We start from the raw sequence: 25770 nt of genomic DNA on the forward strand, positions 1-25770 counted from the left end.
ACGAGCAAGGAGCAAGCCGGCGTGACCAGGCCGCTGATCGGTGTGAGTACGTATCTGGAGTCCGGCGCACGCTGGGGCGTGTGGGAGCTGGAGGCGGCCCTGCTGCCGGTCGGCTACCCCCGGCTCGTGCAGGCGGCGGGCGGCATCGCCGCGATGCTGCCGCCGGACGACCCCTCGTACGCCGCCGGGGTGGTCGCCCGCCTCGACGGCCTGGTCATCGCGGGCGGGCCCGATGTGGACCCCGCTCTCTACGGCGCCGAGCGCTCCCCGCGCTGCGGCCCGCCCGCACCGCTGCGCGACGCGTGGGAGCTGGCCCTGATCCGGGCGGCGCTGGACAACGGCACGCCCCTGCTCGGCATCTGCCGCGGCATGCAACTCCTCAACGTCGCCCTCGGCGGCACGCTCGTCCAGCACCTCGACGACCACGTCGTCGAGGTCGGCGTCTTCGGCCGCCACCCCGTGAAGCCGGTACCCGGCACGCGGTACGCGGACATCAACGCCGAGGAGACCGACGTCCCGACCTACCACCACCAGGCGGTCGACCGCCTCGGCACCGGCCTGGTGCCGTCGGCCCACGCCTCGGACGGCACGATCGAGGCCATCGAACTCCCCTCCCCCGCCTGGGCCCTGGGCGTCCAGTGGCACCCCGAGATGGGCGAGGACACCCGAGTGATGCGGGCCCTGACAGAGGCGTCGTCCTGCCGGGTGACCTGAAGGCGCCCGGGCCCGGGGCTGCGGGGAGAGGGAGCGCGGTCCCCTGGCGGCGTCGGGCGAAGGCGTGGCCGGGCCGGTCGGCCGCGGGCGTTCGGATCGGTCGGGCCGGGGGTGCTCGGGTCGGTCGGCCGCGGGTGCTCGGCTCAGTCGGCCGCGGGTGCTCGGCTCAGTCGGCCGCGGGCGCTGGGCTCAGTCGGCCGCAGGCGCTCGGCTCAGTCGGCCGCGTGGGCCCAGGCCAGTCGGCCAAGGGGGCCCGGGTCGTCGGATGCGTGAACCCGGGTCGGTCGGCCGCGTGAACCCGGATCAGTCGGCCGCGTGAACCCGGGTCAGTCGGCCGCGGGTGCCCGGGTCAGTCGGCCGCGGGTGCCCGGATCAGTCGGCCGCGGGTGCCCGGATCAGTCGGCCGCGGGTGCCTGGGTCAGTCGGCCGCGGGTGCCCGGATCAGTCGGCCGCGGGTGCCTGGGTCAGTCCCAGGAGGTCCCGGGCCGGGCCCGTGGGCCGGTGGCCGGTGGGCCAGACCGCGCGGAGGGATCGTCGCAGGCGTACGCCGTGGACGGGGATGGGGACCAGACGGCGGGCGGAGAGTTCCTCGCCGAGGGCCAGCTCGCTCAGGACCGCGGGCCCGGCGCCGCTCAGCGCGGAGGACTTGACCGCCGTGGTGGAGGACAGCTCGATCAGGGGGCGCGCCAGGCTGCCGAGCGCCCCCTCCAGGACCTGCCGCGTCCCGGAACCCTTCTCCCGGAGGATCAGCGGCGTGGCGGCCAGTTCGGCCGCCTCCACGGGCTTGCGGCGGCGGGCCCACGGATGGCCGGGCGCGGTCACGACGATCAGGTGGTCGTGCGCGATGACGGCCGCGTCCAGCCCGGCCGGCACCGTCGGCCCCTCCACGAACCCCAGGTCGGCCTCGTCCGCGAGCAGCCGCTCCGCGACGACGGTCGAGTTGCCCGCGAGAAGCGACACCGCCGTGTCGGGGCGGGCGGCACGCAGCGCGATGAGCCAGCCGGGCAGCAGGTACTCGGCGATGGTCATGCTCGCCGCCACCCGGAGCCGGGAGTCGCGCCGGTCCCGCAGCGCCTGCGCGCCCGCGTCGAACGCCTCGGCCGCCTCCACGATCCGCCGGGCCCAGTCCGTCACGAGCGCCCCCGCGTCGGTGAGCCGGGACCCGCGCGGGGACCGGTCGACGAGGGCGACACCCAGTTGCCGTTCCATCGAGCGGATCCGGCTGCTGGCGGCAGGCTGGGTGATGCCCAGCTCCCGCGCCGCCCGCCCCAGCGAGCCCAGCCGGGCCACGGCCAGCAGCAGTTCGAGGGCCCCGAGATCCGGCACCCGATGGGCCAGCCCGCCCCGCCCCTCGCTCTCGCTCATAACTCCAGCTTATGCCCCCATACAACCGGACTCCCTGGTGGGCCCCGCCGGACGGCGCGACGCTCGGCACATGGCCACCGCAGTCCGCCCAGCCCGGTCCACTCGCCCCTCCACGACGCACTCCGGAACACGCCCCGGCACACGCTCCGGCGCAAGCCCCCGACTTCCCGCTCTCCGCCACCTCGGCCCCCACTGGTACGCCCCGGTCATGGGCACCGCGATCGTGGCCTCCGCCGGCGCCGGGCTCCCCCTGGACCTCCCGGGCCTGCGGACGGCCTGCGCGGCCGTGTGGGCGCTCGCGCTCCTCGCCCTGGTCACCGTGCTGGGCGCCCGCGCCCTGCATTGGGCCCACCACCGTGACCAGGCCCGCGCCCACCTCCTCGACCCGGCCGTGGCCCCCTTCCACGGCTGCCTCTCCATGGCCCTGCTCGCCGTCGGCGGCGGCGCCCTCGTCGTCGGCCGGGACTGGATCGGAGTCCGGGCGGCCCTCGCGCTGGACGTCGTGCTCTTCGGCGCCGGCACGGTCACGGGCCTGGCGGCCGCCGTGGCCGTGCCGTATCTGATGATCGTCCGGCACCGGATCGAGCCGGCCGGGATCACCCCCGTGCTGCTCCTCCCCCTCGTCGCGCCCATGGTGTCCGCCGCGCTCGGCCCGCTGCTGGTCCCCTATCTGCCGGCCGGCCAGGCGCAGCAGACGCTGCTGCTCGGCTGTCTCGCCCTGTTCGGGCTGAGCCTGCTGGCCACGCTGCTCGTGCTGCCACTGGTGTTCGGCCGGCTGATCACGGCGGGACCGCTGCCGCTGGCCCTCACACCGAGCCTGTTCCTGGTCCTGGGGCCGCTCGGGCAGTCGGCCACCGCCGTCGCCCACCTCGCCGACGCGGCCCCCGGCACCGTACCGGCCCCGTACCCGCACGGCCTCACCGCGTTCGCCGTCCTCTACGGCGTGCCCGTCCTGGGCTTCGCGATGCTCTGGCTCGCGCTCGCCGGGGCCATGGTCGTGCGCGCCCGGCGGCGGGGCATGGGCTTCTCCATGGCGTGGTGGGCCTTCACCTTCCCGGTGGGGACCTGTGCGACCGGCGCGCGGGGTCTGGCCCGGCTCACCGGGCTCGTCGCCCTGGACGTCCTCGCCGTGGCGCTGTACGCGCTGCTGCTGGCGGCGTGGGCGTCGGCCGCCGTGTGCACCGCGCGCGGGCTGGTCAGCGGCGGGCTGCTCGCAGCGCCGCGCCCAGCACCCGCGGAGCCTCGGCCAGCGACGGCCCGTACCAGGTGAGGTGGCGCCCGCTCACCAGGGCGCACGGCACCCCCGGGAACGCCTCGGGTCCGTCGTCGGCGGTGAAGCGGTACGGCTCGTCCGGCAGGACCACGACGTCCGGCGCGGCGGCTCGCAGCTCCTCGACGGGAACCCGGGGATAGCGCTCCTCGTGCCCGGCGTACAGGTGGTCCACGCCGAGCCGTGCGAGCACGTCGCCGGCGAAGGTGTCCCGGCCGAGGACCATCCAGGGCCGCCGCCACACGGGCACCACGGCGGTCGTACGACGGCCGGGACCGGCCACGGCGTCCGGCGGCGCGGACCACGCCGACTCCGCCTCGTCCAGCCAGCCCGGCCGGGAACGGGCTCCGCAGGCCCGCAGCACACGGTCCAGTTCGAGGAAGGCGCCGGGCACGTCGCGCACCTCGGTGACGAGGACCTCCACCCCCGCCTCACGCAGGGCGGCGAGGTCGGGCTCGCGGTTCTCCTCCTCGTTGGCGATCACGAGGTCGGGACCGAGGCGGGCGATGACGTCGGTCTTCGGGTTCTTGGTGCCGCCGACGCGTACGACGTCGAGATCACCCGGGTGGGCGCACCAGTCGGTGGCGCCGACCAGCACGCCGGGCAGCGTGACGGCGACGGCCTCCGTCAGCGACGGGACGAGGGAGACGACACGGGACACGGAGCGCACGGCGGCCTCACGAGCCCCGGCGGTGACGGTCTTCCAGGGCCTCGATGTGGTCCGCGACGGCCACCACGATCACCCGGGTCTCCGGTTCGGTGGCCCGCCAGCGGTGCCGTACGCCACCGGACATGTACAGCGTGTCGCCGCGGCCGAGGCGGTGGGCACGGCCCTCCGCCTCGACCTCGACCGCGCCGTCGACGACGTACATCAGCTCGTCGTTGCGGTGCTGGACCTCGCGGCCCTCGTCGTGGTCGCCGGTGAACTCCATGGCGTGCAACTGGTGGTGACCGCGCACCAGGGAGCGCGCGTATGAATCGGGGGGCGTGAAACCGTCCTCGTCGGCCGCCCGAACGACATCGACGCTGCACGCCGGGTCGGCCGCGGCGAGCAGTTCGACGGCGGTGGTGCCGAGGGCGTCGGCGATGCGCTCCAGGGAGGGCTTGCTGGGCCGGGCCCGCTCGTTCTCGACCTGGCTGAGGAAGGGGACCGACAGACCGCTGCGCTCGGCCACGGCGGCGAGGGTGAGCTGCTGTGTCCGGCGCCGCCGCCGGACGGCCGCGCCCACCCGGAGGGGCTGTTCTTTGTGGTCGCCCATCGCTCCGGCTCCCTCCTCAGCTCGTCGGTCGGCTCACGGACACCCACTACTGGGCTCGCGAGCGCTCACTGGTCCGGTGACGGATGTCCACCCGTCCGGCACTCGTCGGGAGCACTTCTCCTGAGGAGTTCTCTGCACCCTACGCATGTTCGGCAAACCGTTTCACGCGCCCGTCACATCCCTGTGAACCGGCGGAGGGTCCATGCTCACACTTCGCGCCAGCGCAGTCACCGTCCCACCTCGGTCTTCCCGGGCCTCTCGTGCCCCGCGGAGATGCGAGCGCCACCTCGGCGACCGCGCCGGGTGGCCCTTCCGGCACACCCCGTCACCGGTCCGGTGACCCGCGGTCCCGCGCCCGCCGGAACCGTCCCGCGCAGCCACGACACGGTCCGCCGGGCCGCCCGGCCTCTCCTTCGGCCACGAAGTCGCCCACCGGGTAACGGAGTTGGCGATCCCCATCCGACACACCCCACCTGCACGAAGGGGCACCCGGACCGGGTGGCCGGGCCCTGTGAAGGGTTGTCCGGATCTTTCCCGTACTCCTGTACGGAACCACGCCGGTCCGTTCGGGGCGACCGCGCACGGCGGAGCCCGGCGGCCGTCGGAGCGGGCGCGCGCGCCGGCCCACCTCGCCGAGGGGGGCCGCCGGGGCGGTGCGCGCCGGTTGCGCCGGGGGCCCGGGTGCCGGTGGTGTACGGCATGATGCGGGGCGTGACCCGACGCCTGATGCTTCTCGACACCGCCTCGCTGTACTTCCGCGCCTACTTCGGGGTACCGGAATCCGTGAAGGCCCCGGACGGCACCCCGGTGAACGCCGTGCGCGGGCTGCTCGAATTCATCGACCGGCTGGTCAAGGATCACCGGCCGACCGACCTGGTGGCGTGCATGGACGCGGACTGGCGGCCGCAGTGGCGGGTCGACCTGATCCCCTCCTACAAGGCGCACCGCGTCGCCGAGGAGCACGAGGCCGGACCGGACGAGGAGCAGGTGCCGGACACCCTGTCGCCGCAGGTGCCGGTGATCGAGGCGGTCCTCGACGCCCTCGGCATCGCGCGCGTGGGCGTCGCCGGGTACGAGGCGGACGACGTGATCGGCACCTTCACCGCCCTCGCGAAGGACCCGGTCGACATCGTCACCGGCGACCGCGACCTGTACCAGCTGGTCGACGACGCGCGCGGGGTCCGGGTGCTGTACCCGCTGAAGGGCGTGGGCACCCTGCAGCTGACCGACGAGGCGTGGCTGCGCGAGAAGTACGGGGTGGTCGGGCGCGGGTACGCGGATCTGGCCCTGCTGCGCGGCGACCCGAGCGACGGACTGCCCGGCGTGCCGGGCATCGGCGAGAAGACGGCGGCCAAGCTGCTCGACCAGTTCGGCGACCTGGCCGGGATCATGGCGGCGGTCGACGACCCGACGGCGAAGCTCACGCCGTCGCAGCGCAAGAGGCTCGACGAGGCCCGCCCCTATGTCGCGGTGGCACCCAAGGTGGTGCTGGTGGCGGCGGACGTCCCCCTGCCGGACGTCGACACGGCTCTGCCGCGCGAACCGAAGGACCCCGCGGCGCTGGAGGCGCTCGCGGAGCGCTGGGGGCTCGGCGGATCACTGCAACGGCTGCTCGGTACGCTGCAGGCGTGAGGCGCGCGTCCCATGGCTGGGGCGTACGCCGGAGGGTAGGAGACACTTCGGTGGTGAGGACTTTGAGGCGCGATTCACATCGTGAAGTCCTCGCACACGCCACGAGCGTGAGGTGCCGACGAGGGGAAGATGCTAACTTAGGTAAGCCTTAGCAAGGTATTTGGGAGGCCGTCATGGCAGAGCGTCCGGTACGCAGGACCCCGAAGCCCCACTCCGCGCGAGTCGTCCGCACCGAGCGGCTCACCCCGCACATGCAGCGCGTCGTACTCGGTGGCGACGGCCTCGCCGAGTTCTCACCGCGCGGCAGCACGGATCACTACGTGAAGCTCCTGTTCGGCCCCGAGGGTGTCACCTACCCGGAGCCGTTCGACATCGAGCGGATCCGCGCGGAGTTCCCCCGGGAGCAGTGGCCCGTGACCCGGACGTACACCGTGCGCGCCTGGGACCGCGAACTGGGCGAACTGACCGTCGACTTCGTGCTCCACGGCGACGAGGGCATCGCCGGCCCCTGGGCCACCCGCGTCCAGCCCGGCGAGCTGATCCGTTTCCTCGGCCCCGGTGGCGCCTACGCACCCAACCCGGAGGCGGACTGGCACCTCCTCGTCGGCGACGAGAGCGCCCTGCCGGCGATCGGCGCGTCCCTGGAGGCCCTCCCCGACGGCGCTCGCGCCCACGCGATCGTCGAGGTCGCCGGCCCCGAGGAGGAGCAGAAGATCAACTCCGATGTGGAGGTCGTCTGGCTGCACCGAGGCGACCGCCCCGTCGGCGCGGCCCTGGTCGAAGCCGTGCGCGCGCTGAGGTTCCCCGAGGGCCGGATGCACGCCTTCGTCCACGGCGAGGCGGGCTTCGTGAAGGAGCTGCGCCGCCTGCTCCGCGTCGAACTCGCCGTCCCCCGCGAGGACTTGTCGGTCTCCGGCTACTGGCGTCTCGGGCACGACGAGGACGGCTGGCAGGCGTCGAAGAAGGAGTGGAACGCACGCGTGGAGGCGGAACAGGAGGGCACGCCGACGGCGTGACCCCCGGGCCCGGCGAAAAGCCGCGGCCCACGGGATCCGCACGCGACACCGGCGCCCGCAGGACCGCGCGAGGGCCGGCGGACCGGCCGACGTGCTGCCGTACGAGTACGCGGGCCCTGCCTCGTACGGCCCCGGCGCCCTCGTCCCGCACTGCCATGCCGCCCTCGTCCTCGGCTTCTTCGACACGGCCCCGGCCGGTCCGACCGCCGAGAGCGACGCGGACGGAGCGGCGACGTCGGTGACCGTCGAGGTGTTCGACGGCACCGGGCCGGGCGCCTTCAGTCGTGCGTGAGCACGTCCACCAGCGCGGCCAGCGCGTCCCCGAGCGCCGCCACCCCCGGCCCCGCCGCCCCACCCGGCTCGGCCATGTACACGTCGCGGCGGATCTCGATCATCAGCGCGCTCACCCGCGGATCCTTCCCGTAGTACTTCAGCGGGACGTACGTGCCCGCGAACGGGCTGTCGACGCCCGTGCCGCCGAAGCCGGCGAACGCCTCCTCCGCGGCGGCCATCAGGTCCGCCGGGGTGTGGAAGGGGTCGGTGCCCAGACAGACGGGCGGGCGGGGACCGTCGCCGTGCAGCTCGTAGGGCAGCGGCTCGCTCGGATACGAGTGGACGTCGACGACCACGGCCCGGCCCACGGCCTCCAGCCGGCCGGTCACGGCGTCGGTCACGGCGTCGGCGTAGGGACGGAAGTAGCGCTCGACGAGCGGCTGCCCGTCGTACCCGGGTTCGCGAAGGGGCTCCCGGTGCGTGGTCCGCGTGTAGACGGCCCCCATCCCCACCGCCAGCATCTCCTCCCGCTCGTCCGGGAAGCGCTCGGGGTCGACGACGAGCCGGGACAGCCGGTTGACGAATCTCCAGGGGCGGACGCCCGACCGCCCGGCCGCCCGCTCGGCGATCCGGTCCGTGTGCGCGTCGGTGATGTGGTCCAACTCCCGTTCCAGCGCGGCGTCGTCGAGCAAGATGCCGGCCCGTACGGCGGCCGGGATCACCCGTGAACCGTGCGGCACATGCAGCAGTACGGGCGAGCGGGGCGCGCCCGCGAGGAGCCGGTGGGAGGGCGACGCGTCATTCATCCGGGGATCCTCGCACGACGTCGCCGGCTCCCCCGCCGGCGAGACCCGCGCACCGGGCACGGACGTGAGGATTTGGGCTCGATCCGGACATGGCCGCGTGACACGCGCGACACAGGTCTCCCCTAATTTCTGTCGCCCGACAGGAATTCGCGCCGCTCGGGCGCGAACGCTCGCGCCGCTTGTGCGAAAGCAGGTTGCCGCCATGACGAGCACCGCCCCCGATGTCCGTCCGGAGCCGCCCCGCTCCCCCGACGACGCCTCCCTCGACGAGTTCGGCTACCGCCAGGAACTGCACCGCAGCCTCAGCAGGTACGCCTCGTTCGCCGCCGGTTTCTCCTTCATCTCCGTCCTCACGACCGTCTTCCAGTTCTTCGCCTTCGGCTACGCGTTCGGCGGGCCGGTCTTCTTCTGGACCTGGCCCGCGGTACTGATCGGCCAGCTGCTGGTGGCCGCGTGCTTCGCGGAACTGGCCGCGCGCTACCCGATATCGGGCGCGATCTACCAGTGGTCGTCCCGGCTGTCTAACCCGACCTTCGGCTGGTTCGCCGGCTGGATCATGGTGATCGGGCAGATCGTGGTGGTCGCGGCGGCCGCGCTCGCGCTGCAGATGGTGATGCCCGCCATCTGGTCGGGCTTCCAGATCGTGGGCGGCGACCCGGCGCCCACCACGGCGACGGGCGCGGCGAACGCGGCCGTCCTGGGTGTGATCCTGCTGGCCGTCACCACGTTCGTGAACGTCCTCGACAACCGGGTGCTGTCCGTGGTCAACCGGGTCGGTGTGACCGCGGAGATCATCGGCGCGATCCTGATCGTCGTGCTCCTGCTCACCCACGCCGAGCGCTCCCCCGGCATCACCTTCCACACGGCGGAGGGCAGCACCGGCCTCCTCGGCGCCCTGCTGGTGGGCTCGTTCATGGCGGCGTACGTGATGATCGGCTTCGACAGCGCGGGCGAGATGAGCGAGGAGACCCACCACCCCCGCCGGGTGGCGCCCCGCACGATCCTCACGGCACTCGGCGCGGCCGGTCTGCTCGGCGGTCTCCTCGTCCTGGCCGGTCTGCTCGCCGCGCCCAGCCTCACCGACGGCCGGCTGGGTGTGGACGGCCTGAGCTATGTCCTGACCAGCAGCCTCGGTGACGGAGTGGGGCGCCTCCTGCTCGCCGACGTGGTGGTGGCGATCGCCGTGGCCACGCTGGCGATCCAGACGTCGGCCTGCCGCATGCTCTTCTCGATGGCCCGCGACGGCCGCCTCCCCTTCGCCGCGCGGCTCGCCGAGGTCAACCCCCGCACGGGCATGCCGACCGCTCCCGCCCTGGTCGTCGGCGCCCTCGCAGCCGCCCTGCTGCTCCTCAACTTCGCCTCACCGGAGGCGTTCCTGGCGATCGGCACCACCTGCATCGTGATGCTGTACCTGGCGTACGCGATGGTCACCGGTCCGCTGCTGATCCAACGCCTGAAGGGCACCTTCCCCTTCGCCGGCACGGACGAGACCGGCCGTCCCCTCTTCTCCCTCGGTCGCTGGGGCATCCCCGTCAACGCCCTCGCCCTGCTCTACGGCCTCTTCATGACCGTCAACCTGGCCTGGCCCCGCGCGGAGGTCTACGACCCGGCGGGCGGCCACTGGTACTTCCAGTGGTTCACCGTCCTGTTCCTCCTCACCACGGTGGCCGCCGGCCTCCTCCACCACCTGACCCGACACCGCCGCGCTCGTTCGGCATAGCGCTCGGCCCGCCCGGCGCCGTCGTGTCCCGCCCCGGCGGCGTGCTCCTTCCCCGGCCGCCGCACGGGCCCGGCACGGGCGGCGCGCCGGGCAGAGCGAGACGCCGGGCCGCTCCGTGCGCGGGCGCGCGCGCCCTGTCGGACGACCTCGGCCCGGCGCATGGTGCGAAGTGGTGTGCCGACGGGGCGCGTTGACGCCGGGAGGGGGCAGGGCTCCCCGCCCCCGTCCGAGGAGGTGGTGTCCGGATGCCGACCCGAGGCACCGGCCGTGTGTCGCACACCGCGTGCGAGAGCCTGGCCGGTTTCCACCTCCCAGGGCCCTCATGGCGACGCGAACAGTTGACAAATCCGTTTTGTACCGTCTCCTCGGCCCCAACGACCGTACACCGAGGTTGACGCAGGACAACGCTGAGCGGATGGTGGTTTGGAAGGTCAATTCCCCGGAGAGCGTCCAGAGGAAGGTGGGGTCGTTTCATGACCTTGTCGCCGACGGCATGATCGCGGCGATGGTGACCCACGGACTCCTGCACCGTCTGTCGGCCGCCTCGAAGATCATGGCCGACGACACCGCCCGGCACGCAGGCAACTGGTTTCGGTCGGACCGGCTCGCGCCGGCCGCCGAAAGCGTACGCAAGTCCACCGCGCCGCGATCGCGGCGCAGGGAGCACAGCGCGTGGTTCATGGACCTGGTGGCGGCCGCGCGCCGTCGGCCCGGGTCAGAGGGCGGTGCAGAGGCCAGTCGTCACAGACAGGAGGCAGCCGTGGCGGACACCTTCCAGATACCCTCGTTCTACATGCCGTTCCAGGCCAGGGTGAACCCTCATTTGCGGGAGGTCCGTCCGCGCGTCCGCGCCTGGGCGCACTCCATGGGATTACTCGAACCTCAGCACACCGAATCGCACCACGGCGGGTGGAGTGCCGAGACCTTCGACCGGGCGGACTTCACCCGCTTCACCGCCCTGACCTATCCGCACACCTCCGCCCGCGAGCTGGAGCTGCTGTCCAGCTGGCACAGCGTGATCTGGTGCCTCGACGACATCTTTCTGCCCTGGTGCGAGGCCCTCGGCAAACGGGAGCAGATCCTCGACCGCATCGAGCGGTTGATGGACTTCCTCCCGGTCGGGACACACCCCGCCGGCACGGGACCGATCCCGGAGGAACCGTTGGAACGCGCCCTGGCGGACCTGTGGCGCCGTACGGCGCCCTCGGCCTCGCTCGCATGGCAGTTCCTCTACACCAGATCCGTACGACAGTTCCTCCAGGCGTCGCTGTGGGAGACGGAGAACCTCACACGGCACCGGTACCCCGACGTCATAGAGCAGACGGAGATGCGGCGCGACTACGGCGCGGCCGGCTGCAGCGCACTGCTGATGGAGCACTCGCTCGGCTGGGAGATCACCGAGGACATCCGCGCGACCCGCTCGTTCCGCGTCCTGATCGACGCGTTCAGGGACACCGTCGATCTGCACAACGACATCGTGTCCTACCCCAAGGAGGTCCGTGAGGGTGTCGCCAGGAACAACATCGTGCGCGTGACCCAGGAACTGCACGGCCTCCCGCTCCACGAGGCGGTCTCGTTCGTCAACCGCATCCTGACCGGGCGGGTCAGGACCCTGGACGAGACGGTCAGGACGGACCTTCCGCAAGCACTGCACGACCTGCGCACCAATCAGCACACACAGCGCGCCGTGCTCCGCCACGCCCGTGCCATCCAGGGCTGGGCGGCAGGCTCCTACCACTGGCACGAGGACACCGACCGATACCGCTGCGCCGCCTGACCCGGCGCGGCGCACGACCGCCGGACCTGGACGGGGGACCGCCGGACCGAGACGGGGGATCGCCGGGCGCTTGCGCCGGCGGTCCCCCGTACGCTTGACCGTGATGAGACGCAGAAGCCCGGCTCCCCCCGCGCCCCTGCCGCAGCGCGACGGGATCGACCCCGTGCGGGTGAGGCTGCCGCAGGGGACCGCGTGGGCGACCGTGCGGGATCACCTGGTGGAACGGCTCGCGGCCGGGACCGGAGTGATCGACGGGATGCTCGACGCGGGGCTGATCGTGGACGCCGACGGACATGCGGTGTCGCGCGACATGGCATACCTGCCGGGCATGTCGGTCTGGTTCCACCGGGACCTTCCGCACGAAGTGCCGGTCCCCTTCCCGCTGGAGGTCGTGTACCGGGACGACCACATCGTCGTCGTCGACAAGCCGCACTTCCTGGCCACGACACCGCGGGGCAGCCACATCACGCAGACGGCACTCGCCCGGCTGCGCCGGGAGCTGGGGGTGCCCACGCTGGGCGCCGCCCACCGTCTGGACAGGCTCACCGCCGGACTGGTGCTGTTCACCGTCCGCCCCGAGGAACGCGGCGCCTACCAGTCGCTGTTCCGCGACCGGCTCGTCACCAAGGAGTACGAGGCCGTCGCCCCGTACGACCCGTCGGTCGCCCTGCCGTGCACCGTACGCAGCCGGATCGTGAAGGAGCGCGGGGTGATGGCGGCCCGCGAGGTGGAGGGCGAACCCAATGCCGTGAGCGGTGTGGAGCTGCTGGACCGGCGGGAGGGCGGGCCGGCTCGCTACCGGTTGCTGCCCCGCACCGGGCAGACCCACCAACTACGGGTGCACATGGCGTCGTTGGGCTTGCCCATCCTCGGGGATCCGCTGTATCCGCAGGTGCGGGACCCCGTGCCGTCCGGCGACTTCCGGCGCCCGCTGCAACTGCTGGCACGCGCGCTGGAGTTCGCCGATCCGGTCACGGGGCTCGACCACCGGTTCGTGAGCGGGAGGGTGCTGCAGGCCTGGTCGTCGTACGAGACGTGGGCCGGGACGACCCCGAGGACCAGGCCTGACGGCGTCTCCTAGCGGCCGCTCAACCACCGCAGCACGCGGCGCAGGAGACCGGGACGGCCGCTCGGTTCGGCGGCCGGGACCGGCGGCGCCGGCCGGGGCGCGGTGGAGGCGGCCCGAAGCGGGGTGTCCGGGTTGGCCGCCTGCCGGCCCTCGCGCTGTGCGGGCACCGGGCGGCCGACGGGCGGCAGTTCGAGAGCCTCCCTCTCCTTGGGCTCGAAGCGCACCGGGAGCCTGACCAGGTGCCGGGTCGAGATGGAGGCCCGCCAGCGCAGCTCGCTCTCCTCGCAGTTGAGCCGGATGTCGGGAAGACGTGTGAGCAGCGCGTCGACGCCCACGTCGGCGATGGCACGGCCGGTGTCCTGGCCGGGGCACTCGTGCGGACCGCCGCCGAAGGCGAGGTGCGACCGGTTGCCCTGCATGTTCGCGGTGAGGTCGGGCCGTACCCGCGGGTCGACGTTGCCCGGCGCGATGCCGAAGAGCAGACCGTCGCCCTTGCGCACGCGCTGACCGCCCAGCTCCGTGTCCTGTTTGGCGAAGTAGGCGAGCTGCGTGCTGAACGGCGGCTCGTCCCACAGGGACTGCTCGACCGCCTCCGGCACCGTCATCTGGCCGCCCTTCAGCTGGGCGCGGAATCCGGGGTTGGTCAGCACCACGCGCAGCACGTTGGCGAGCAGGTTGGTGGTGGCCTCGTACGCGGCGATGAGCACGACGCGCAGGTGCTGGCCCACCTCCTCGTCGGTGAGCCGCGCCGGGTGGTTGATCAGGTGGCTGGTGAAGTCCTCCTGCGGCTCGGCCCTGCGGCGCGCGGTGAGCCGCATGAGGGCTTCCATGATGTAGGCGTTGCTGGCGATCGCGGTGTCGGTTCCCTTGAGCATGTCCCGGGCGGCGTGCACGATCTGGTCGTTGTACTCCTCGGGCATGCCGAGGATCTCGCACATCACCGCCATCGGCAGATGCTCGGCGAACTGGCCGACGAGATCCGCCTCGCCCTCCTCGCAGAACTCGTTGACGAGTTGCTGGGTGTAGCGGTTGATGCTGCGCCGGATGCCCCGGAAGTTGATGGTCGACATGGCGCCGGTGACCGCGCCGCGCAGCCGCAGATGCTCGTCGCCCTCGGCGTGACAGCAGATGGGCTGCCACGCGATGTGCGGCATCAGCGGGTTGTCGGGCTTGAACGTGCCGTCCTGGAGCTTGTTCCAGAGACGGGTGTCGCGGGAGTACTGCGACGGTGTGCACACCATGTGCATGTTCTCCCCGTGCCCGAGCACCACCCAGATCGGCACGTCGTCGTGGAGCAGGGCCGGAGCCACCGGGCCGTGCTCCGCGCGGAGCTTCTCGTACACGGCTCCCAGGTCCTCCGCCTCGGGGCCGTAGAGACGGCGGAGTCCGCCGGGGCCCGTGCCGTGGGCGGGGCAGCCGGGGGGCGGCCCGAAGGTGGGGTCGTCCGTGCCGGTGAGGGAGTGTGATTCAGGCGTCACGGTGATCGCTCCGAACTGAGGTGGATCCGTTGTCTGTGTCGGTGAGGCCGCCGGGGGCGTACGGCGTGCACGGCTGGTACAGGGCGTACGGGTGGTACGGGGCGCACGAGTCGTGCTGGGTGCATGGGCTGTTCGAGGGAGAGCGGCCGTTCGAGGAGTAGCGGCCCTTCGAGGTGTACGGGGCTCGGACGTGGGTCATGCCGACGCCGTCCCCGGCGCCGTGCCCGGCACCCCCGCCCCCGACATCGCCAGCGAGTGCAGGAAGGTCGTGAGGGTCATCAGGACGTCCCGGCTGGACGCCCGGCGGCGCGCGTCGCAGCGGATGATCGGGATCTCCGGGGCCAGGTCGAGGGCCTGACGCAGTTCGTCGACGGCGTAGCGGGGCGCGTCGGGGAAGTCGTTGACCGCCACGACGAAGGGCACGTCCCGCTCCTCCAGGCGGCCCATGACGTCGAAGCTGACCTCCAGCCGTCGGGTGTCGACCAGGACGACAGCGCCCAGGGCGCCCTCGAACAGGCCGTTCCACAGGAACCAGAAGCGCTCCTGGCCGGGGGTGCCGAACAGATAGAGCACCAGCTCGTCGGTGATGCTGATGCGGCCGAAGTCCATGGCCACGGTGGTGGCCGTCTTGGACTTGGAGCCGTAGTTGTCGTCGACCCCCACACCGGCCTGCGTCATGGTCTCCTCGGTCGTCAGCGGCCTGATCTCGCTGACGGACCCCACCATGGTCGTCTTGCCGACGCCGAAACCGCCCACGATCACGATCTTCGCCGCGGCCTGCGCGGTGTGCGGCAGGTGGTCCTCGGTCCGTGGACCCGTGATGGTGTCAGAGCTTTTGAAGTCCATGCATCACCGCTTCGAGGAGGGAACGGTCTGCCCGCGCCTGCCGGACGACCGGTGCGCGTGCCTGTACCAGTTCGGCCGTCAGCAGCTCGGTGAGCAGGACGGTCACCACGCTGATCGGCAGGTTGAGGTAGGCCGAGATCTCGGCCACGGACAGGGGTGCCTCACAGATCCGCAGCAGCGCGGACTGCTCCGGGGCGGCGGACGGCGGCGGGTCGGCGCGCGCCACGATTAACGTGACGAGGTCGATCGGGGCCCGCTCGCCGTCCTCGCCGGTGAGGATGTAGAGCCGCTCGGGGGCCCGGCGCTCCCCCGTCCCGCTCGGGGGGCCGTCCCCGGGCGGCGGCGGGGGAGGCGGTTCGTGCTGGGGCTGGCGCCGCCGTCGACGCGGAGGCGTCATACGGTCTGCCCGTTCCGCCGCGGCGGACTGGTGAGGTGGGAGCCGATGCGGTCGACGAGGTCGCGCATGCGGTTGCTCATCAGTCCGGGTTCGGCGACCTCGTTGGCGAGCACCGCGAGATAGGCGTTGGATCCGGCGGCCATCATGTAGAAGTAGCCGCCGTTGATCTCGATGATGACCATCCGCATGTGGCCGTCGCTCTGCGGGATCTCACCGGCCATGGCACCGGCCAGGCTCTGCAGTCCCGCGCACGCCGCGGCGACCCGGTCGGCGGCGTCCGGGTCGCCTCCGTGGCGGGCGATCCGCAGGCCGTCGGCGGAGAGCACGACGATCTGCTGGATGCCGGGTACGCCGTCGGCCAGATCCTTCAGCAGCCAGTCGAAATTGGCCCGTTGCTGGATCACTTGAGGTCCCCCTCGTCGTCGGCCTCGGTACGGGCCGGCTCGGTGTTCGCGGTGCGTGCGGTGGACGGCTCCGGGTCGTCCGGGTGGTTCCTGAAGGCGTTCGGGTCGGGGTCGCCCTTGAGCCCGGCCATGAACGCCTCGACCCACATGCCGGGCGGAGGCTGCTCCTTCTCGGGTGCGGGCTCCTGCCACACGGGGGCGGCGGCCATGGCGGCCTCGGCCGCGGCCTCCGCGGCGGCGGCCTCGGCGTAGCGCTGGCTCAGCGGGATCTTGCTCCGGCTGCGGCGCTGCGGCAGGCCGTTGGCCGTCCACTCGGTGACGACGGGAACGTCGTCGTCCATGCCCTGGCCCATGTCCTCCGCGGAACTCGGGATCCGCGGGCCGGTGGTCGGGCGGCGGCGCTTGGCCTTGCGGTTGGGGCCCTCGACGCCGTCGGTGTCCATGGTCGTCACGGCGCCGGCGCCGATGCCGTGGGCGAGGCCGGGGGCGGGCTCCTCGGTGAGCAGGTTGCGCGGTACGACGACGACGGCGCGGACGCCGCCGTAGGCGGACGGCCGCAGCGAGATCTGCATGTTGTACATGGTCGACAGCCGGCCCACGACGGCGAGGCCGAGGCGTGGGGTGTCACCCATCTCCTGCATGTCGACGCCCTGCTGGGCCTTGGCGAGCATGTCCTCGACCTTGGCGCGGGTCTCCTCGCTGAGACTGATCCCGCCGTCCTCGATCTCGATGGCGATGCCGGTCTGCACCTCCACGGCGGTGACGTGCACCTTGGTCTGGGGCGGTGAGTAGCGGGTGGCGTTGTCCAGGAGTTCGGCGCAGGCGTGGATGACGGGCTCGACGCCGACGCCGTCGACGTTGACCTTGGCGATCGAGTCCAGCTCGATGCGGCGGTACTCCAGGATGCGGGACATGGCGCCGCGCAGCACGCTGTACAGCGGGACGGGCCGGGACCAGACGCGGCCGGGGCGGCCGCCGCCGAGGACGGCGATGGAGTCGGCGAGGCGGCCGATCAGGGCGGTGCCGTGGTCGATGCGCAGCAGGTCGTCGAAGACCTCGGGATTGCGCCCGTGGTCCTCCTCCATCTCGCGGAGTTCGTTGTTCTGCTGGTGGACGATCGCCTGGACGCGGCGGGCGATGTTCACGAAGGACCGCTGCGAGGAGTCGCGCAGCGCTACCTCACGGTCGACGATGGTGAGCAGGGTGCGCAGCAAATCTCGCTGGGCGGCAGGGAGTTGGCGCCACTCGGTATCGCCGTCGACGACGTGACGAATCACCTCTGAGGGGGATTCTCCGGTGCGCAGCCGGTACAGCGTGGCGGGCAGGATCTCCTTGCCCAGCCGGGTGAACTCCTGGTCGTGGGCGGCGATGCGCTGTTCGAGGAGCGCGGTCCGCCGCTGCTGTTCGGCGCGCAGTTCCCGGACGGTACGACGGCCGCCGCGCACCGCGAGAACGGCCACGACGGTCAGCAGGAGCGTCGCGGCGGCTCCGCACAAGCCGACGGCGAGCCGGACCGGGCCCGTCACCAGGGAGACGGTGGTTCCGGTCGCCGCGGCCATCAGTATCGCCGGTAGCGGTAGCAAGCGCGCGTAGGGAAGTTCACGGCCACCGGGAGGCGATTGAACACTCACCATGTATGCCCTCTAAAGACGGTTCGGCTGATGGTCGGGTGACTTGCGGGGAGTTGCCGGGGGTTGCTCGGGTTCATCCGCGAATCAAACTGCGTCTTCGGTATTTTTTGGAACAAGCGCCCGAATACATCTCAACTCGGTGCGCTGCGGGCGAGCTTAGTCCGACCGGATCATCGCTGTGTCATATTCAGCAACCGCCTGAAATCACCCTCGCGACAGGAGTACGCTCTGGTCATTTACACGCTGGGGCGTCATTCGCACACAGTGCGTGACGGCGTACGGGCGTACGAGCGGAGCCTCTTGACAGGGTGAACCGGCGCCGGAGAACGGGCCGCCGGGGTGTCTTCCTCAGACGCCGACGATGCGCAGCGCGGCGTCCGCCGTTGCCTCGGCAAAGGCGGAGACGGGGCGGTCGGGATCGGAGCGATGGACGAGGATGACACCCTCGATCAGCCCGAAGACGAGATCCGTACGCAGATCCAGCTCATTCTTGGCGAGTGCCCCGCCCGCGGCCGTCGCCGCGATCAACTGCCGGTAGGCGTCCTTCAGTTCGGCCCGTACGGCGTGGAATCCGGCGAAGCGCTCGGCGCGGACCTCCGGGAGGAGATACAGACCGCCGAGGTTGTGCGTGCCGCCGCACAGGAGGGCGACATCGGCGCGGCACAGCTCCCGGAGCCGGTCCTCGACGCGGACGCCGTCCCGGGCGAGGAGTTCACGGGCGTACGCGAGCGAGGGGGTGACGGTCGACTCCAGCAGCTCGGCGAGCAGTTCCTCCTTGCCGGAGACGTAGTGGTACATGGACGCCTGCCGCATACCGGCCCGTTCGGCGACGGCCCGGGTGGTGGTGGCCGCGTAGCCTCGCGTGGTGAACAACTCGGCCGCGGCCGCGAGCAGTTCGTCGCGGGGCGGCAGTCCGCTCTCCGCACGCCCCTGGGCCCGGGGCCTGCCGACCCGCCGCCCACCGGTGCCACCCGCGCTTCCCATGTGTTCGATCCTCGCACACGGCACCCGCACACCCCGGCGGCCGGCCGCACGACGCACACGACACCCGCACGCGGGCACGCCCGGCCGCACGGTTCCCCGACCCGCCGCCGAGGCAGAAGTCCGTGAGGGCTCGGTAACCGCACCGCAACGCACGGGACATGGCGGCGACCCGCCGGGCCCCTAATTTCTGTCGCACGACAGAAATACACGCCGCACCCGGAGGTCCCCCGATGGCGACATCGACGACGTACGGAGCACGCGACCACGCCCGCGCGCAGGAGGGCGCCCGGGCCGAGGCGATGCCCGTGGTGCCCGCCGCCCACTGGCCGGACCCGCCCTGCGCGCCGGAACGGCTGGTGTGGGCGGAGACGGTGGCGGGCGGGAACTACACCCACAGGGTGCTCGCCCGCGGCACCGAACTCCGGCTCACCGACGTACGCGGCGACGCCTGCGCCCATCTGCTGCTGCACCACGCCGACCGCCCCTGGGAGCGGCTGAACGTCGCCGACACCGTCAAGGTCCAGTGGAACGCCTACCTGGGCGAGGGCGTCCTGCTCCTGTCCGACCAGGGCCGCGTCCTCGCGTCGGTGGTCGCGGACACCTCGGGCCGTCACGACGCGCTGTGCGGCACCAGCACCCTCGTCCGCAACACCGAGCGGTACGGGGACGGCACCGCGCAGTCGCCCTCCCCCGCCGGACGTGAGCTGTTCAAGCTGGCCGCCGCCAAGAACGGCCTCGGACCCCGGGACCTCCCGCCCTCGCTCTCGTTCTTCCAGGGCGTGGAAGTGCGCGAGGACGGCACCCTCGACTTCACCGGCTCGGCCGGCCCCGGAGCCGCCGTGACCCTGCGCACCGAGCAGGACGTGACCGTACTGATCGCCAACGTGCCGCACCCGGCCGACCCACGCCCCGAGTACGTCTGCACCCCGCTGGAGGTGCTCGCCTGGCGCGCCTCGCCGACCCGCCCGGGCGATCCCCTGTGGGACACCGGCCCCGAGGGCCGCCGCGCCTTCCTGAACACCGCCGAGTTCCTCGCCGCGAGGGGGATCGCATGAAGACCGCCACCTCCGTGAGAACCGTCGTCCCGGCCCGCGCCGCCTGGTCGTGCGTGATCCGCGCCGGTCAGACCCTCACCCTCACCGACCTGCACGGCAACCAGGCCGTCGACTTCCTCGTGTACGACGCCCACGACACGGCCGTCCGCTACAGCGCGCCCGACACGATCCACGCGCAGGGCGGCATCTTCCTCACCACCGGCAGCGTGCTGATGTCCAACGAGCACACCCCGCTGATGACCGTGACCGCCGACGACGTGGGCCGCCACGACACGGTCGGCGGCGCCTGCTCCAAGGAGTCGAACACCCTGCGGTACGGACACCACACCTGGTCCCAGCACGCCTGCGTCGACAACTTCCTCGCCGAGGGCGCGAAACACGGCCTCGGCAAGCGCGACCTGGTGTCCAACATCAACTGGTACATGAACGTGCCGGTCGAGAAGGACGGCACCCTCGGCATCGTCGACGGCATCTCCGCCCCCGGTCTCGCCCTGACCCTGCGCGCCGAGTGCGACGTGCTCGTGCTGGTCTCCAACTGCCCCCAGGTCAACAACCCCTGCAACGGCTTCGATCCGACGGCCGTGGAGATGACGATCACCGGGACGGGCACATGACCTTCGACACCCTGCTGGTCGCCAACCGCGGCGAGATCGCCGTCCGGATCATCCGCACGGCCCGCGCACTGGGCCTGCGCACGGTCGCGGTGTACTCCGACGCCGACCGCGCCGCCGCCCACGTCCGGCTCGCCGACGAGGCGGTACGGCTCGGCCCGGCACCCGCGAAGGAGTCGTACCTCGACGCGGACCTGATCCTCAAGGCCGCCAAGGACACGGGCGCCGGAGCGGTCCACCCCGGCTACGGCTTCCTCTCCGAGGACGCCGGCTTCGCCCGCCGCTGCGAGGACGCGGACCTCGTGTTCGTCGGCCCGACCCCCGACCAGCTCGAACTGTTCGGCACGAAACACACCGCGCGGGCGGCCGCCGAGGCGGCCGGCGTCCCGCTCCTGCCCGGCACCGACCTGCTGCCCTCGCTCACCGACGCCCTCGCCCACGCCTCGGCCGTCGGCTACCCGGTGATGCTCAAGGCCACCGGCGGAGGCGGTGGCATCGGCATGTCCGCCTGCCGGTCCGCCTCCGAGCTGACCGAGGCATGGGAGCGGGTGCAGCGCGTCGCCGCTGCCTCCTTCTCCTCCGCCGGCGTCTACCTCGAACGTCTCGTCGAACGGGCCCGCCACGTCGAGGTGCAGGTCTTCGGCGACGGGGACGGCCTGGTCGTCACCTTCGGCGACCGCGACTGCTCCCTCCAGCGCCGCAACCAGAAGGTCGTCGAGGAGGCCCCGGCCCCCGGCCTGCCCGACCATGTGCGCGCGCGGCTGGCCACCGCCGCCCGCGACCTGTGCGCGAGCGTCGAGTACCGCTCCGCCGGAACCGTCGAGTTCGTCTACGACGCCGCCCGCGAGGAGGCGTACTTCCTGGAGGTCAACGCCCGCCTCCAGGTCGAGCACACCGTCACCGAGGAGATCCACGGCGTCGACCTCGTCGAGTGGATGCTGCGCCTGGCCCGCGGCGACTCCGCTGTCGTGCGGGCCCCGGCGCAGCCCCGCGGCCATGCCGTCGAGGCCCGGATCTACGCCGAGGACCCCTCGCGCGAACACCGGCCGAGCGCGGGCCTGTTGACCCGGGTCGCGTTCCCGCAGGGCGTCCGGGTCGACGGCTGGGCCGAGACCGGAACCGAGGTCACGACCGCGTACGACCCGCTGCTCGCCAAGGTCGTCGCGTACGGCTCCGACCGCGCCGAGGCCCTGCGCCGGCTGGACGAGGCGCTGGCCGGGACCCGGATCGACGGCATCGAGACCAACCTGGGCCTGGTCCGGGCCGCCCTCGCCGACGGGGACGTCCGGCACGCCACCCACTCCACGGCCACCCTCGCCACCGTCACCGACCCGACCCCCCGGATCGAGGTCGTCTCCGGCGGCACCCTCACCACCGTCCAGGACTGGCCGGGCCGCACCGGCCACTGGCAGGTCGGCGTCCCGCCCTGCGGTCCCATGGACGACCTGTCGTTCCGGCTCGGCAACCGGGCGCTGGGCAACGCCGAGGGCGCCCCCGGCCTCGAATGCACCCTCCAGGGGCCGACCCTGCGTTTCACCCGTGCCACCACGGTCTGTGTGACGGGCGCCCCCGCCGAGGTGACCGTGGCCGGGGCGCCGATCGCGCAGTGGGAGCCGGTGACCGTACCCGCCGGAGCCGTCCTGTCCGTCGGCGCCCCCGCGGAGCACGGCCTGCGCACCTACGTGCTGTTCGCGGGCGGCGGCCTGGACGTGCCGTCGTTCCTGGGCAGCGCGGCCACCTTCACCCTGGGTCGCTTCGGCGGCCACGGCGGCCGGGCGCTGCGCACCGGCGACGTGCTGCACGGCGGTGAGGTCACGGCCGAGGGCGGCCCGGTCCCGCCGGAGGTCCGCCCGTCCCTCACCTCCGCCTGGCGGGTCGCCGCCCTCGAAGGCCCGCACGCGGCACCGGAGTTCTTCACCGAGGAGGACATCCACGAGTTCTACGCGGCCGACTGGACGGTCCACTTCAACTCGGCCCGCACCGGCGTCCGCCTGGTCGGCCCCAAGCCCCGCTGGGCCCGCGCCGACGGCGGCGAGGCGGGTCTGCACCCCTCCAACATCCACGACACCCCGTACTCGGTCGGCGCCGTCGACTACACCGGCGACATGCCGGTCCTCCTGGGCCCCGACGGCCCCTCCCTCGGCGGCTTCGTCTGCCCGGCCACGGTCCTGTCCACCGAGCGCTGGAAGCTCGGCCAGCTGCGCCCGGGCGACACGGTCCGCTTCGTCCCGGTGGCCGACGACACCTCGCCCCGCCCCGCGATCGTCGACGGCGGCGTCCTGGCCCGCGACGGCGACGTGACGTACCGGCGCAGCGGCGACGACAACCTTCTCGTCGAGTTCGGCCCCATGCAGCTCGACCTGGCCCTGCGGATGCGCGTGCACGCCCTGATGGAGGCGGTCGGCGACGCGGCCCTCGACGGCGTCACCGACCTCACCCCCGGCATCCGCTCCCTGCAGATCCGGACGGACCCGGCCGTCCTGCCCCAACACGGACTCCTCACGGCGGTACGCCGGATCGTGGCGTCCCTCCCCCCGACGGACCGACTCGTCGTCCCGTCCCGCACGATCCACCTTCCCCTCTCCTGGGACGACCCGGCGACCCGTGAGGCCATCGCCCGCTACATGGCGGGCGTCCGCGACGACGCGCCCTGGTGCCCCTGGAACATCGAGTTCATCCGCCGCGTCAACGGCCTGGACTCGACGGCCGACGTCCACGACACGGTCTTCGCCGCGGAGTACCTGGTCCTGGGCCTGGGCGACGTCTATCTGGGCGCCCCGGTCGCGACGCCGCTGGACCCGCGCCACCGCCTGGTGACGACGAAGTACAACCCGGCCCGCACCTGGACGGCGGAGAACTCGGTCGGCATCGGCGGCGCGTATCTCTGCGTGTACGGCATGGAGGGCCCCGGCGGCTACCAGTTCGTCGGCCGCACCACCCAGGTGTGGTCCCCCTGGCAGCAACGCGGCGCCTTCGAGCCCGGCTCCCCGTGGCTGCTCCGCTTCTTCGACCGGATCCGGTGGTACCCGGTGGACGCCGACGAACTCCTGTCCCTGCGCGCGGACATCGTCTCGGGCCGCTTCGTCCCGCGCGTGGAGCCCGGCACGTTCTCCCTGGCCGAGTACGAGACCTTCCTCGCCGAACACGCCGACTCCATAGCCGAGTTCAGGACCCGGCAGCAGAGCGCCTTCGCGGCGGAGCGCGCGGCCTGGGAGGCGGCCGGCGAGTTCACCCGGGCGGAGACGGCGGCCACGCCCCCGGCCGCCCCGGCGGAGATCCGGGTCCCGGAGGGCGGCCACCTGGTCGAGGCCGAGTTCACCGCCTCCGTCTGGCAGGTGAACGTACGACCGGGCGACCGGGTGACCACCGGCCAGCCCCTGCTGACCCTGGAGGCGATGAAGATGGAGTCCCGTGTCCCCTCCCCCGCGGACGGCGTCGTCGACCGCGTCCTGACCACCCCGGGCACCCAGGTCACCGCGGGCACGCCCTTGATCGTCCTGACCCCGAGCCCCCTTTAGGGGCCCGGGGAACCGCGCGACAAGCCCCGCACACCCGCACCCGCCGACGATCCGTACCCTCCGAGCCCTCACGTGCAAGGGGGGCGAAGGGGCACAGCTCCTGGGGATGGGAAGGGTAGGGGCGGCGGGGGCGAGACGAACGAAACGAACACGCGCACCTCACAGCCGCCAGGAGCACACATGCCCGCCTCCCCCACCCTCACCAGAGTCCGCACGGCCTACGCCCGCATCGAAGCCGTCGACCGCCCCGAGATCTGGATCGACCTACGGCCCCAGCCGGAGGTGGAGGCCGAGGCCCGCGCCCTCGACGCCCGTCTGGCCGCCGGCACCCCCCTCCCCCTCGCCGGCCGCCTCGTCGCCGTGAAGGGCAACATCGACGTCCACGGCCTCCCCACCACCGCGGGCTGCCCGGCGTACGCCTACACCCCCGCCGCCGACGCCCCCGTGGTCGCCCGGCTGCGCGAGGCCGGCGCCCTCGTCCTCGGCACCACCAACCTCGACCAGTTCGCCACCGGCCTCGTCGGCACCCGCTCCCCGCACGGTGCCGTGCGCAGCGCCCACGACCCGTCCCGTATCAGCGGCGGCTCCAGCTCCGGCTCGGCCGTGGCGGTGGCGCTCGGTGTCGTCGACCTCGCGCTCGGCACCGACACGGCCGGCTCCGGCAGGGTCCCCGCCGCCTTCAACGGCATCGTCGGCCTGAAGCCCACCCGGGGCCTGGTCCCCACCACCGGCGTGGTCCCGGCCTGTGCCTCGATCGACTGCGTCACGGTGTTCGCGCGCACCCTCCCGGAGGCCGAACAGGCCCTCGCCCACATGGTCTCCCCGCCCGGCCGGCCCCTCCCGCCCCTCCCCCAGCGCACCCCGGGCCCGTGGCGCGTCGCCGTCCCGCCACGCGAGCAGCTGGGCGAACTGGACGAGGGCTGGGCGGAGGCGTACGAGTCGGCGGTGACCCTCCTCAGGGCCTCGGGAGCGGACGTACGCCCCCTCGACCTCACCCCCTTCACCGAGGCCGCGGCCATGCTCTACCAAGGCGCGTTCGTCGCCGAGCGCTACACGGCCGTCGGCACGTTCGTCGACAAGGCGCTCGCGGACGGCGTCGGCTCCCTCGACCCCACGGTCGCCGGCATCATCACCCGGGCCCGGGACATCCCGGCCCACCAGCTCTTCGCCGACCAGGACCGGCTGGCGGTCCTGCGCGCCCGCGCCCTCGCCGAACTGGGCGACGCGGACGCCCTGTTGCTGCCGACGGCTCCGGGGCACCCGACACTCGCCGAGGTCGCCGCCGACCCGCTCCGCGCGAACGCCCGGCTCGGCCGTTTCACCAACTCCACGAACCTCTTCGACCTGGCGGCCGTGGCCGTGCCGGCGGGCGAGGTGAACGGCCTGCCCTTCGGCGTCATGCTGATCGGCCCGGCCTTCACCGACGACCGCCTGGCCCGGGTCGCCGCCCTCCTCCAGCCGGAGGCCCGGCTGGCGGTCGTGGGCGCCCATCTCTCGGGCCAGCCCCTGAACCCCCAACTCCTGTCCCTGGGCGCCCGGCTGGAGCGTACGACCACGACCGCGCCCGTCTACCGCCTGCACGCCCTGCGCACGACCCCGCCGAAGCCGGGTCTGGTCCATGTGGGCGAGGGCGGCGCCGCCGTCGAGGCCGAGATCTGGCGCCTCCCGGCAGCGGGCCTGGGCCGCCTCCTGACCGCGCTGCCCCGCCCCATGGCCCTGGGCACCGTCGAACTGTCCGACGGCACCCGGGCCCCGGGCTTCCTCTGCGAGCCGACGGCCCTGCGGGACGCCAAGGACATCACTCAGTACGGCGGCTGGCGAGGCTTCCTGTCCCGCTGACGACCCGGCACTCCTGCGGCCGAGGGGCACCGCGAGGTCCTGCGGGGGCGCGGGGACCCGGGAGACAAGCTCCCCACCCGCGCCCGTCGAACGACCCGTCCCGCCC

Annotated in this window: 22 protein-coding genes; 12 read left to right on the forward strand and 10 right to left on the reverse strand. The window is 72.9% G+C overall.

Going from position 1 to position 25770, the window contains the following annotated elements:
- Window positions 1–21 precede the first annotated feature (21 nt).
- Window positions 22–714, forward strand: a complete 693-nt coding sequence (locus ACZ6BB_RS14320; protein ID WP_471615513.1) for a gamma-glutamyl-gamma-aminobutyrate hydrolase family protein — start codon at window positions 22–24, stop codon at window positions 712–714.
- 441 nt (window positions 715–1155) lie between these two features.
- Here ACZ6BB_RS14320 and ACZ6BB_RS14325 read toward each other — a convergent pair whose 3' ends face one another.
- Window positions 1156–2079 (reverse strand): LysR family transcriptional regulator, encoded by a 924-nt coding sequence (locus tag ACZ6BB_RS14325; protein WP_471615514.1) that lies wholly within the window; start codon window positions 2077–2079, stop codon window positions 1156–1158.
- A 70-nt stretch (window positions 2080–2149) separates the two neighbouring features.
- Here ACZ6BB_RS14325 and ACZ6BB_RS14330 point away from each other — a divergent pair, with 70 nt between their 5' ends.
- Complete coding sequence (locus ACZ6BB_RS14330) at window positions 2150–3349, forward strand: TDT family transporter (RefSeq protein WP_471615515.1); 1200 nt, start codon at window positions 2150–2152, stop codon at window positions 3347–3349.
- Here ACZ6BB_RS14330 and ACZ6BB_RS14335 read toward each other — a convergent pair.
- Entirely contained in the window at window positions 3276–4019 is a 744-nt protein-coding gene (locus ACZ6BB_RS14335) for a helical backbone metal receptor (protein ID WP_471615516.1), read from the reverse strand. The two genes, ACZ6BB_RS14330 and ACZ6BB_RS14335, sit on opposite strands and share 74 nt — an antisense overlap.
- Before the next feature lie 7 nt (window positions 4020–4026).
- Window positions 4027–4608: a helix-turn-helix domain-containing protein gene (locus tag ACZ6BB_RS14340; protein WP_471615517.1), complete on the reverse strand. Its 582-nt coding sequence runs from the start codon at window positions 4606–4608 to the stop codon at window positions 4027–4029.
- A 702-nt stretch (window positions 4609–5310) separates the two neighbouring features.
- Between ACZ6BB_RS14340 and ACZ6BB_RS14345 the strand changes: the two genes are divergently transcribed.
- The 3 genes from ACZ6BB_RS14345 (at window position 5311) to ACZ6BB_RS14355 (ending at window position 7548) form a co-directional block, all read left to right on the forward strand.
- The gene (locus ACZ6BB_RS14345) at window positions 5311–6240 is read left to right on the forward strand and encodes a 5'-3' exonuclease (RefSeq protein WP_471615735.1); all 930 of its coding nucleotides are present in this window, start codon (window positions 5311–5313) and stop codon (window positions 6238–6240) included.
- A gap of 173 nt (window positions 6241–6413) precedes the next feature.
- Entirely contained in the window at window positions 6414–7256 is an 843-nt protein-coding gene (locus ACZ6BB_RS14350) for a siderophore-interacting protein (protein ID WP_471615518.1), read from the forward strand.
- A gap of 91 nt (window positions 7257–7347) precedes the next feature.
- Window positions 7348–7548, forward strand: coding sequence for a hypothetical protein (locus tag ACZ6BB_RS14355; protein ID WP_471615519.1), 201 nt, complete (start codon window positions 7348–7350; stop codon window positions 7546–7548).
- On the opposite strand, the gene ACZ6BB_RS14360 is transcribed toward ACZ6BB_RS14355, so the two are convergent.
- On the reverse strand, window positions 7535–8335 hold the full coding sequence (locus ACZ6BB_RS14360) for an N-formylglutamate amidohydrolase (protein WP_471615520.1): 801 nt from the start codon (window positions 8333–8335) through the stop codon (window positions 7535–7537). The genes ACZ6BB_RS14355 and ACZ6BB_RS14360 overlap by 14 nt on opposite strands.
- A 202-nt stretch (window positions 8336–8537) precedes the next feature.
- On the opposite strand from ACZ6BB_RS14360, the gene ACZ6BB_RS14365 reads away from it, so the two are divergent.
- The 3 genes from ACZ6BB_RS14365 to ACZ6BB_RS14375 all read left to right on the forward strand — a co-directional run bounded on the left by ACZ6BB_RS14365 (window position 8538) and on the right by ACZ6BB_RS14375 (window position 12913).
- Complete coding sequence (locus ACZ6BB_RS14365) at window positions 8538–10055, forward strand: amino acid permease (RefSeq protein ID WP_471615521.1); 1518 nt, start codon at window positions 8538–8540, stop codon at window positions 10053–10055.
- Between the two features lie 322 nt (window positions 10056–10377).
- Window positions 10378–11832 carry a DUF6192 family protein gene (locus ACZ6BB_RS14370; protein WP_471615522.1) on the forward strand — a complete coding sequence of 485 codons (1455 nt, stop codon included), beginning with the start codon at window positions 10378–10380 and terminating at the stop codon, window positions 11830–11832.
- Between the two features lie 103 nt (window positions 11833–11935).
- Entirely contained in the window at window positions 11936–12913 is a 978-nt protein-coding gene (locus ACZ6BB_RS14375; protein WP_471615523.1) for a pseudouridine synthase, read from the forward strand.
- Here ACZ6BB_RS14375 and ACZ6BB_RS14380 read toward each other — a convergent pair.
- The 6 genes from ACZ6BB_RS14380 to ACZ6BB_RS14405 form a co-directional block, all read right to left on the reverse strand.
- Window positions 12910–14379, reverse strand: a complete 1470-nt coding sequence (locus tag ACZ6BB_RS14380) for a cytochrome P450 (protein WP_471615524.1) — start codon at window positions 14377–14379, stop codon at window positions 12910–12912. The two genes, ACZ6BB_RS14375 and ACZ6BB_RS14380, sit on opposite strands and share 4 nt — an antisense overlap.
- Window positions 14380–14574: 195 nt before the next feature.
- Entirely contained in the window at window positions 14575–15225 is a 651-nt protein-coding gene (locus tag ACZ6BB_RS14385) for a GTP-binding protein (protein ID WP_471615525.1), read from the reverse strand.
- Window positions 15206–15622, reverse strand: a complete 417-nt coding sequence (locus tag ACZ6BB_RS14390; protein WP_471615526.1) for a DUF742 domain-containing protein — start codon at window positions 15620–15622, stop codon at window positions 15206–15208. Before ACZ6BB_RS14390 ends, ACZ6BB_RS14385 begins: the two co-directional genes overlap by 20 nt.
- On the reverse strand, window positions 15619–16026 hold the full coding sequence (locus ACZ6BB_RS14395; RefSeq protein ID WP_318810776.1) for a roadblock/LC7 domain-containing protein: 408 nt from the start codon (window positions 16024–16026) through the stop codon (window positions 15619–15621). Before ACZ6BB_RS14395 ends, ACZ6BB_RS14390 begins: the two co-directional genes overlap by 4 nt.
- Window positions 16023–17660, reverse strand: coding sequence for a sensor histidine kinase (locus ACZ6BB_RS14400; protein WP_471615527.1), 1638 nt, complete (start codon window positions 17658–17660; stop codon window positions 16023–16025). Before ACZ6BB_RS14400 ends, ACZ6BB_RS14395 begins: the two co-directional genes overlap by 4 nt.
- A gap of 345 nt (window positions 17661–18005) precedes the next feature.
- Window positions 18006–18641, reverse strand: a complete 636-nt coding sequence (locus ACZ6BB_RS14405) for a TetR/AcrR family transcriptional regulator (RefSeq protein WP_471615528.1) — start codon at window positions 18639–18641, stop codon at window positions 18006–18008.
- 230 nt (window positions 18642–18871) lie between these two features.
- On the opposite strand from ACZ6BB_RS14405, the gene ACZ6BB_RS14410 reads away from it, so the two are divergent.
- The 4 genes from ACZ6BB_RS14410 to atzF all read left to right on the forward strand — a co-directional run bounded on the left by ACZ6BB_RS14410 (window position 18872) and on the right by atzF (window position 25664).
- Complete coding sequence (locus ACZ6BB_RS14410) at window positions 18872–19696, forward strand: urea amidolyase associated protein UAAP1 (RefSeq protein ID WP_471615529.1); 825 nt, start codon at window positions 18872–18874, stop codon at window positions 19694–19696.
- Window positions 19693–20310, forward strand: coding sequence for an urea amidolyase associated protein UAAP2 (locus ACZ6BB_RS14415; protein ID WP_471615530.1), 618 nt, complete (start codon window positions 19693–19695; stop codon window positions 20308–20310). Before ACZ6BB_RS14410 ends, ACZ6BB_RS14415 begins: the two co-directional genes overlap by 4 nt.
- The gene (locus ACZ6BB_RS14420) at window positions 20307–23825 is read left to right on the forward strand and encodes a 5-oxoprolinase/urea amidolyase family protein (protein WP_471615531.1); all 3519 of its coding nucleotides are present in this window, start codon (window positions 20307–20309) and stop codon (window positions 23823–23825) included. The genes ACZ6BB_RS14415 and ACZ6BB_RS14420 overlap by 4 nt, the downstream gene beginning before the upstream one ends.
- Before the next feature lie 180 nt (window positions 23826–24005).
- On the forward strand, window positions 24006–25664 hold the full coding sequence (gene atzF, locus ACZ6BB_RS14425) for an allophanate hydrolase (RefSeq protein ID WP_471615532.1): 1659 nt from the start codon (window positions 24006–24008) through the stop codon (window positions 25662–25664).
- Window positions 25665–25770: the final 106 nt, after the last annotated feature.

It is taken from the genome of Streptomyces sp. NPDC041108, from assembly GCF_055592645.1.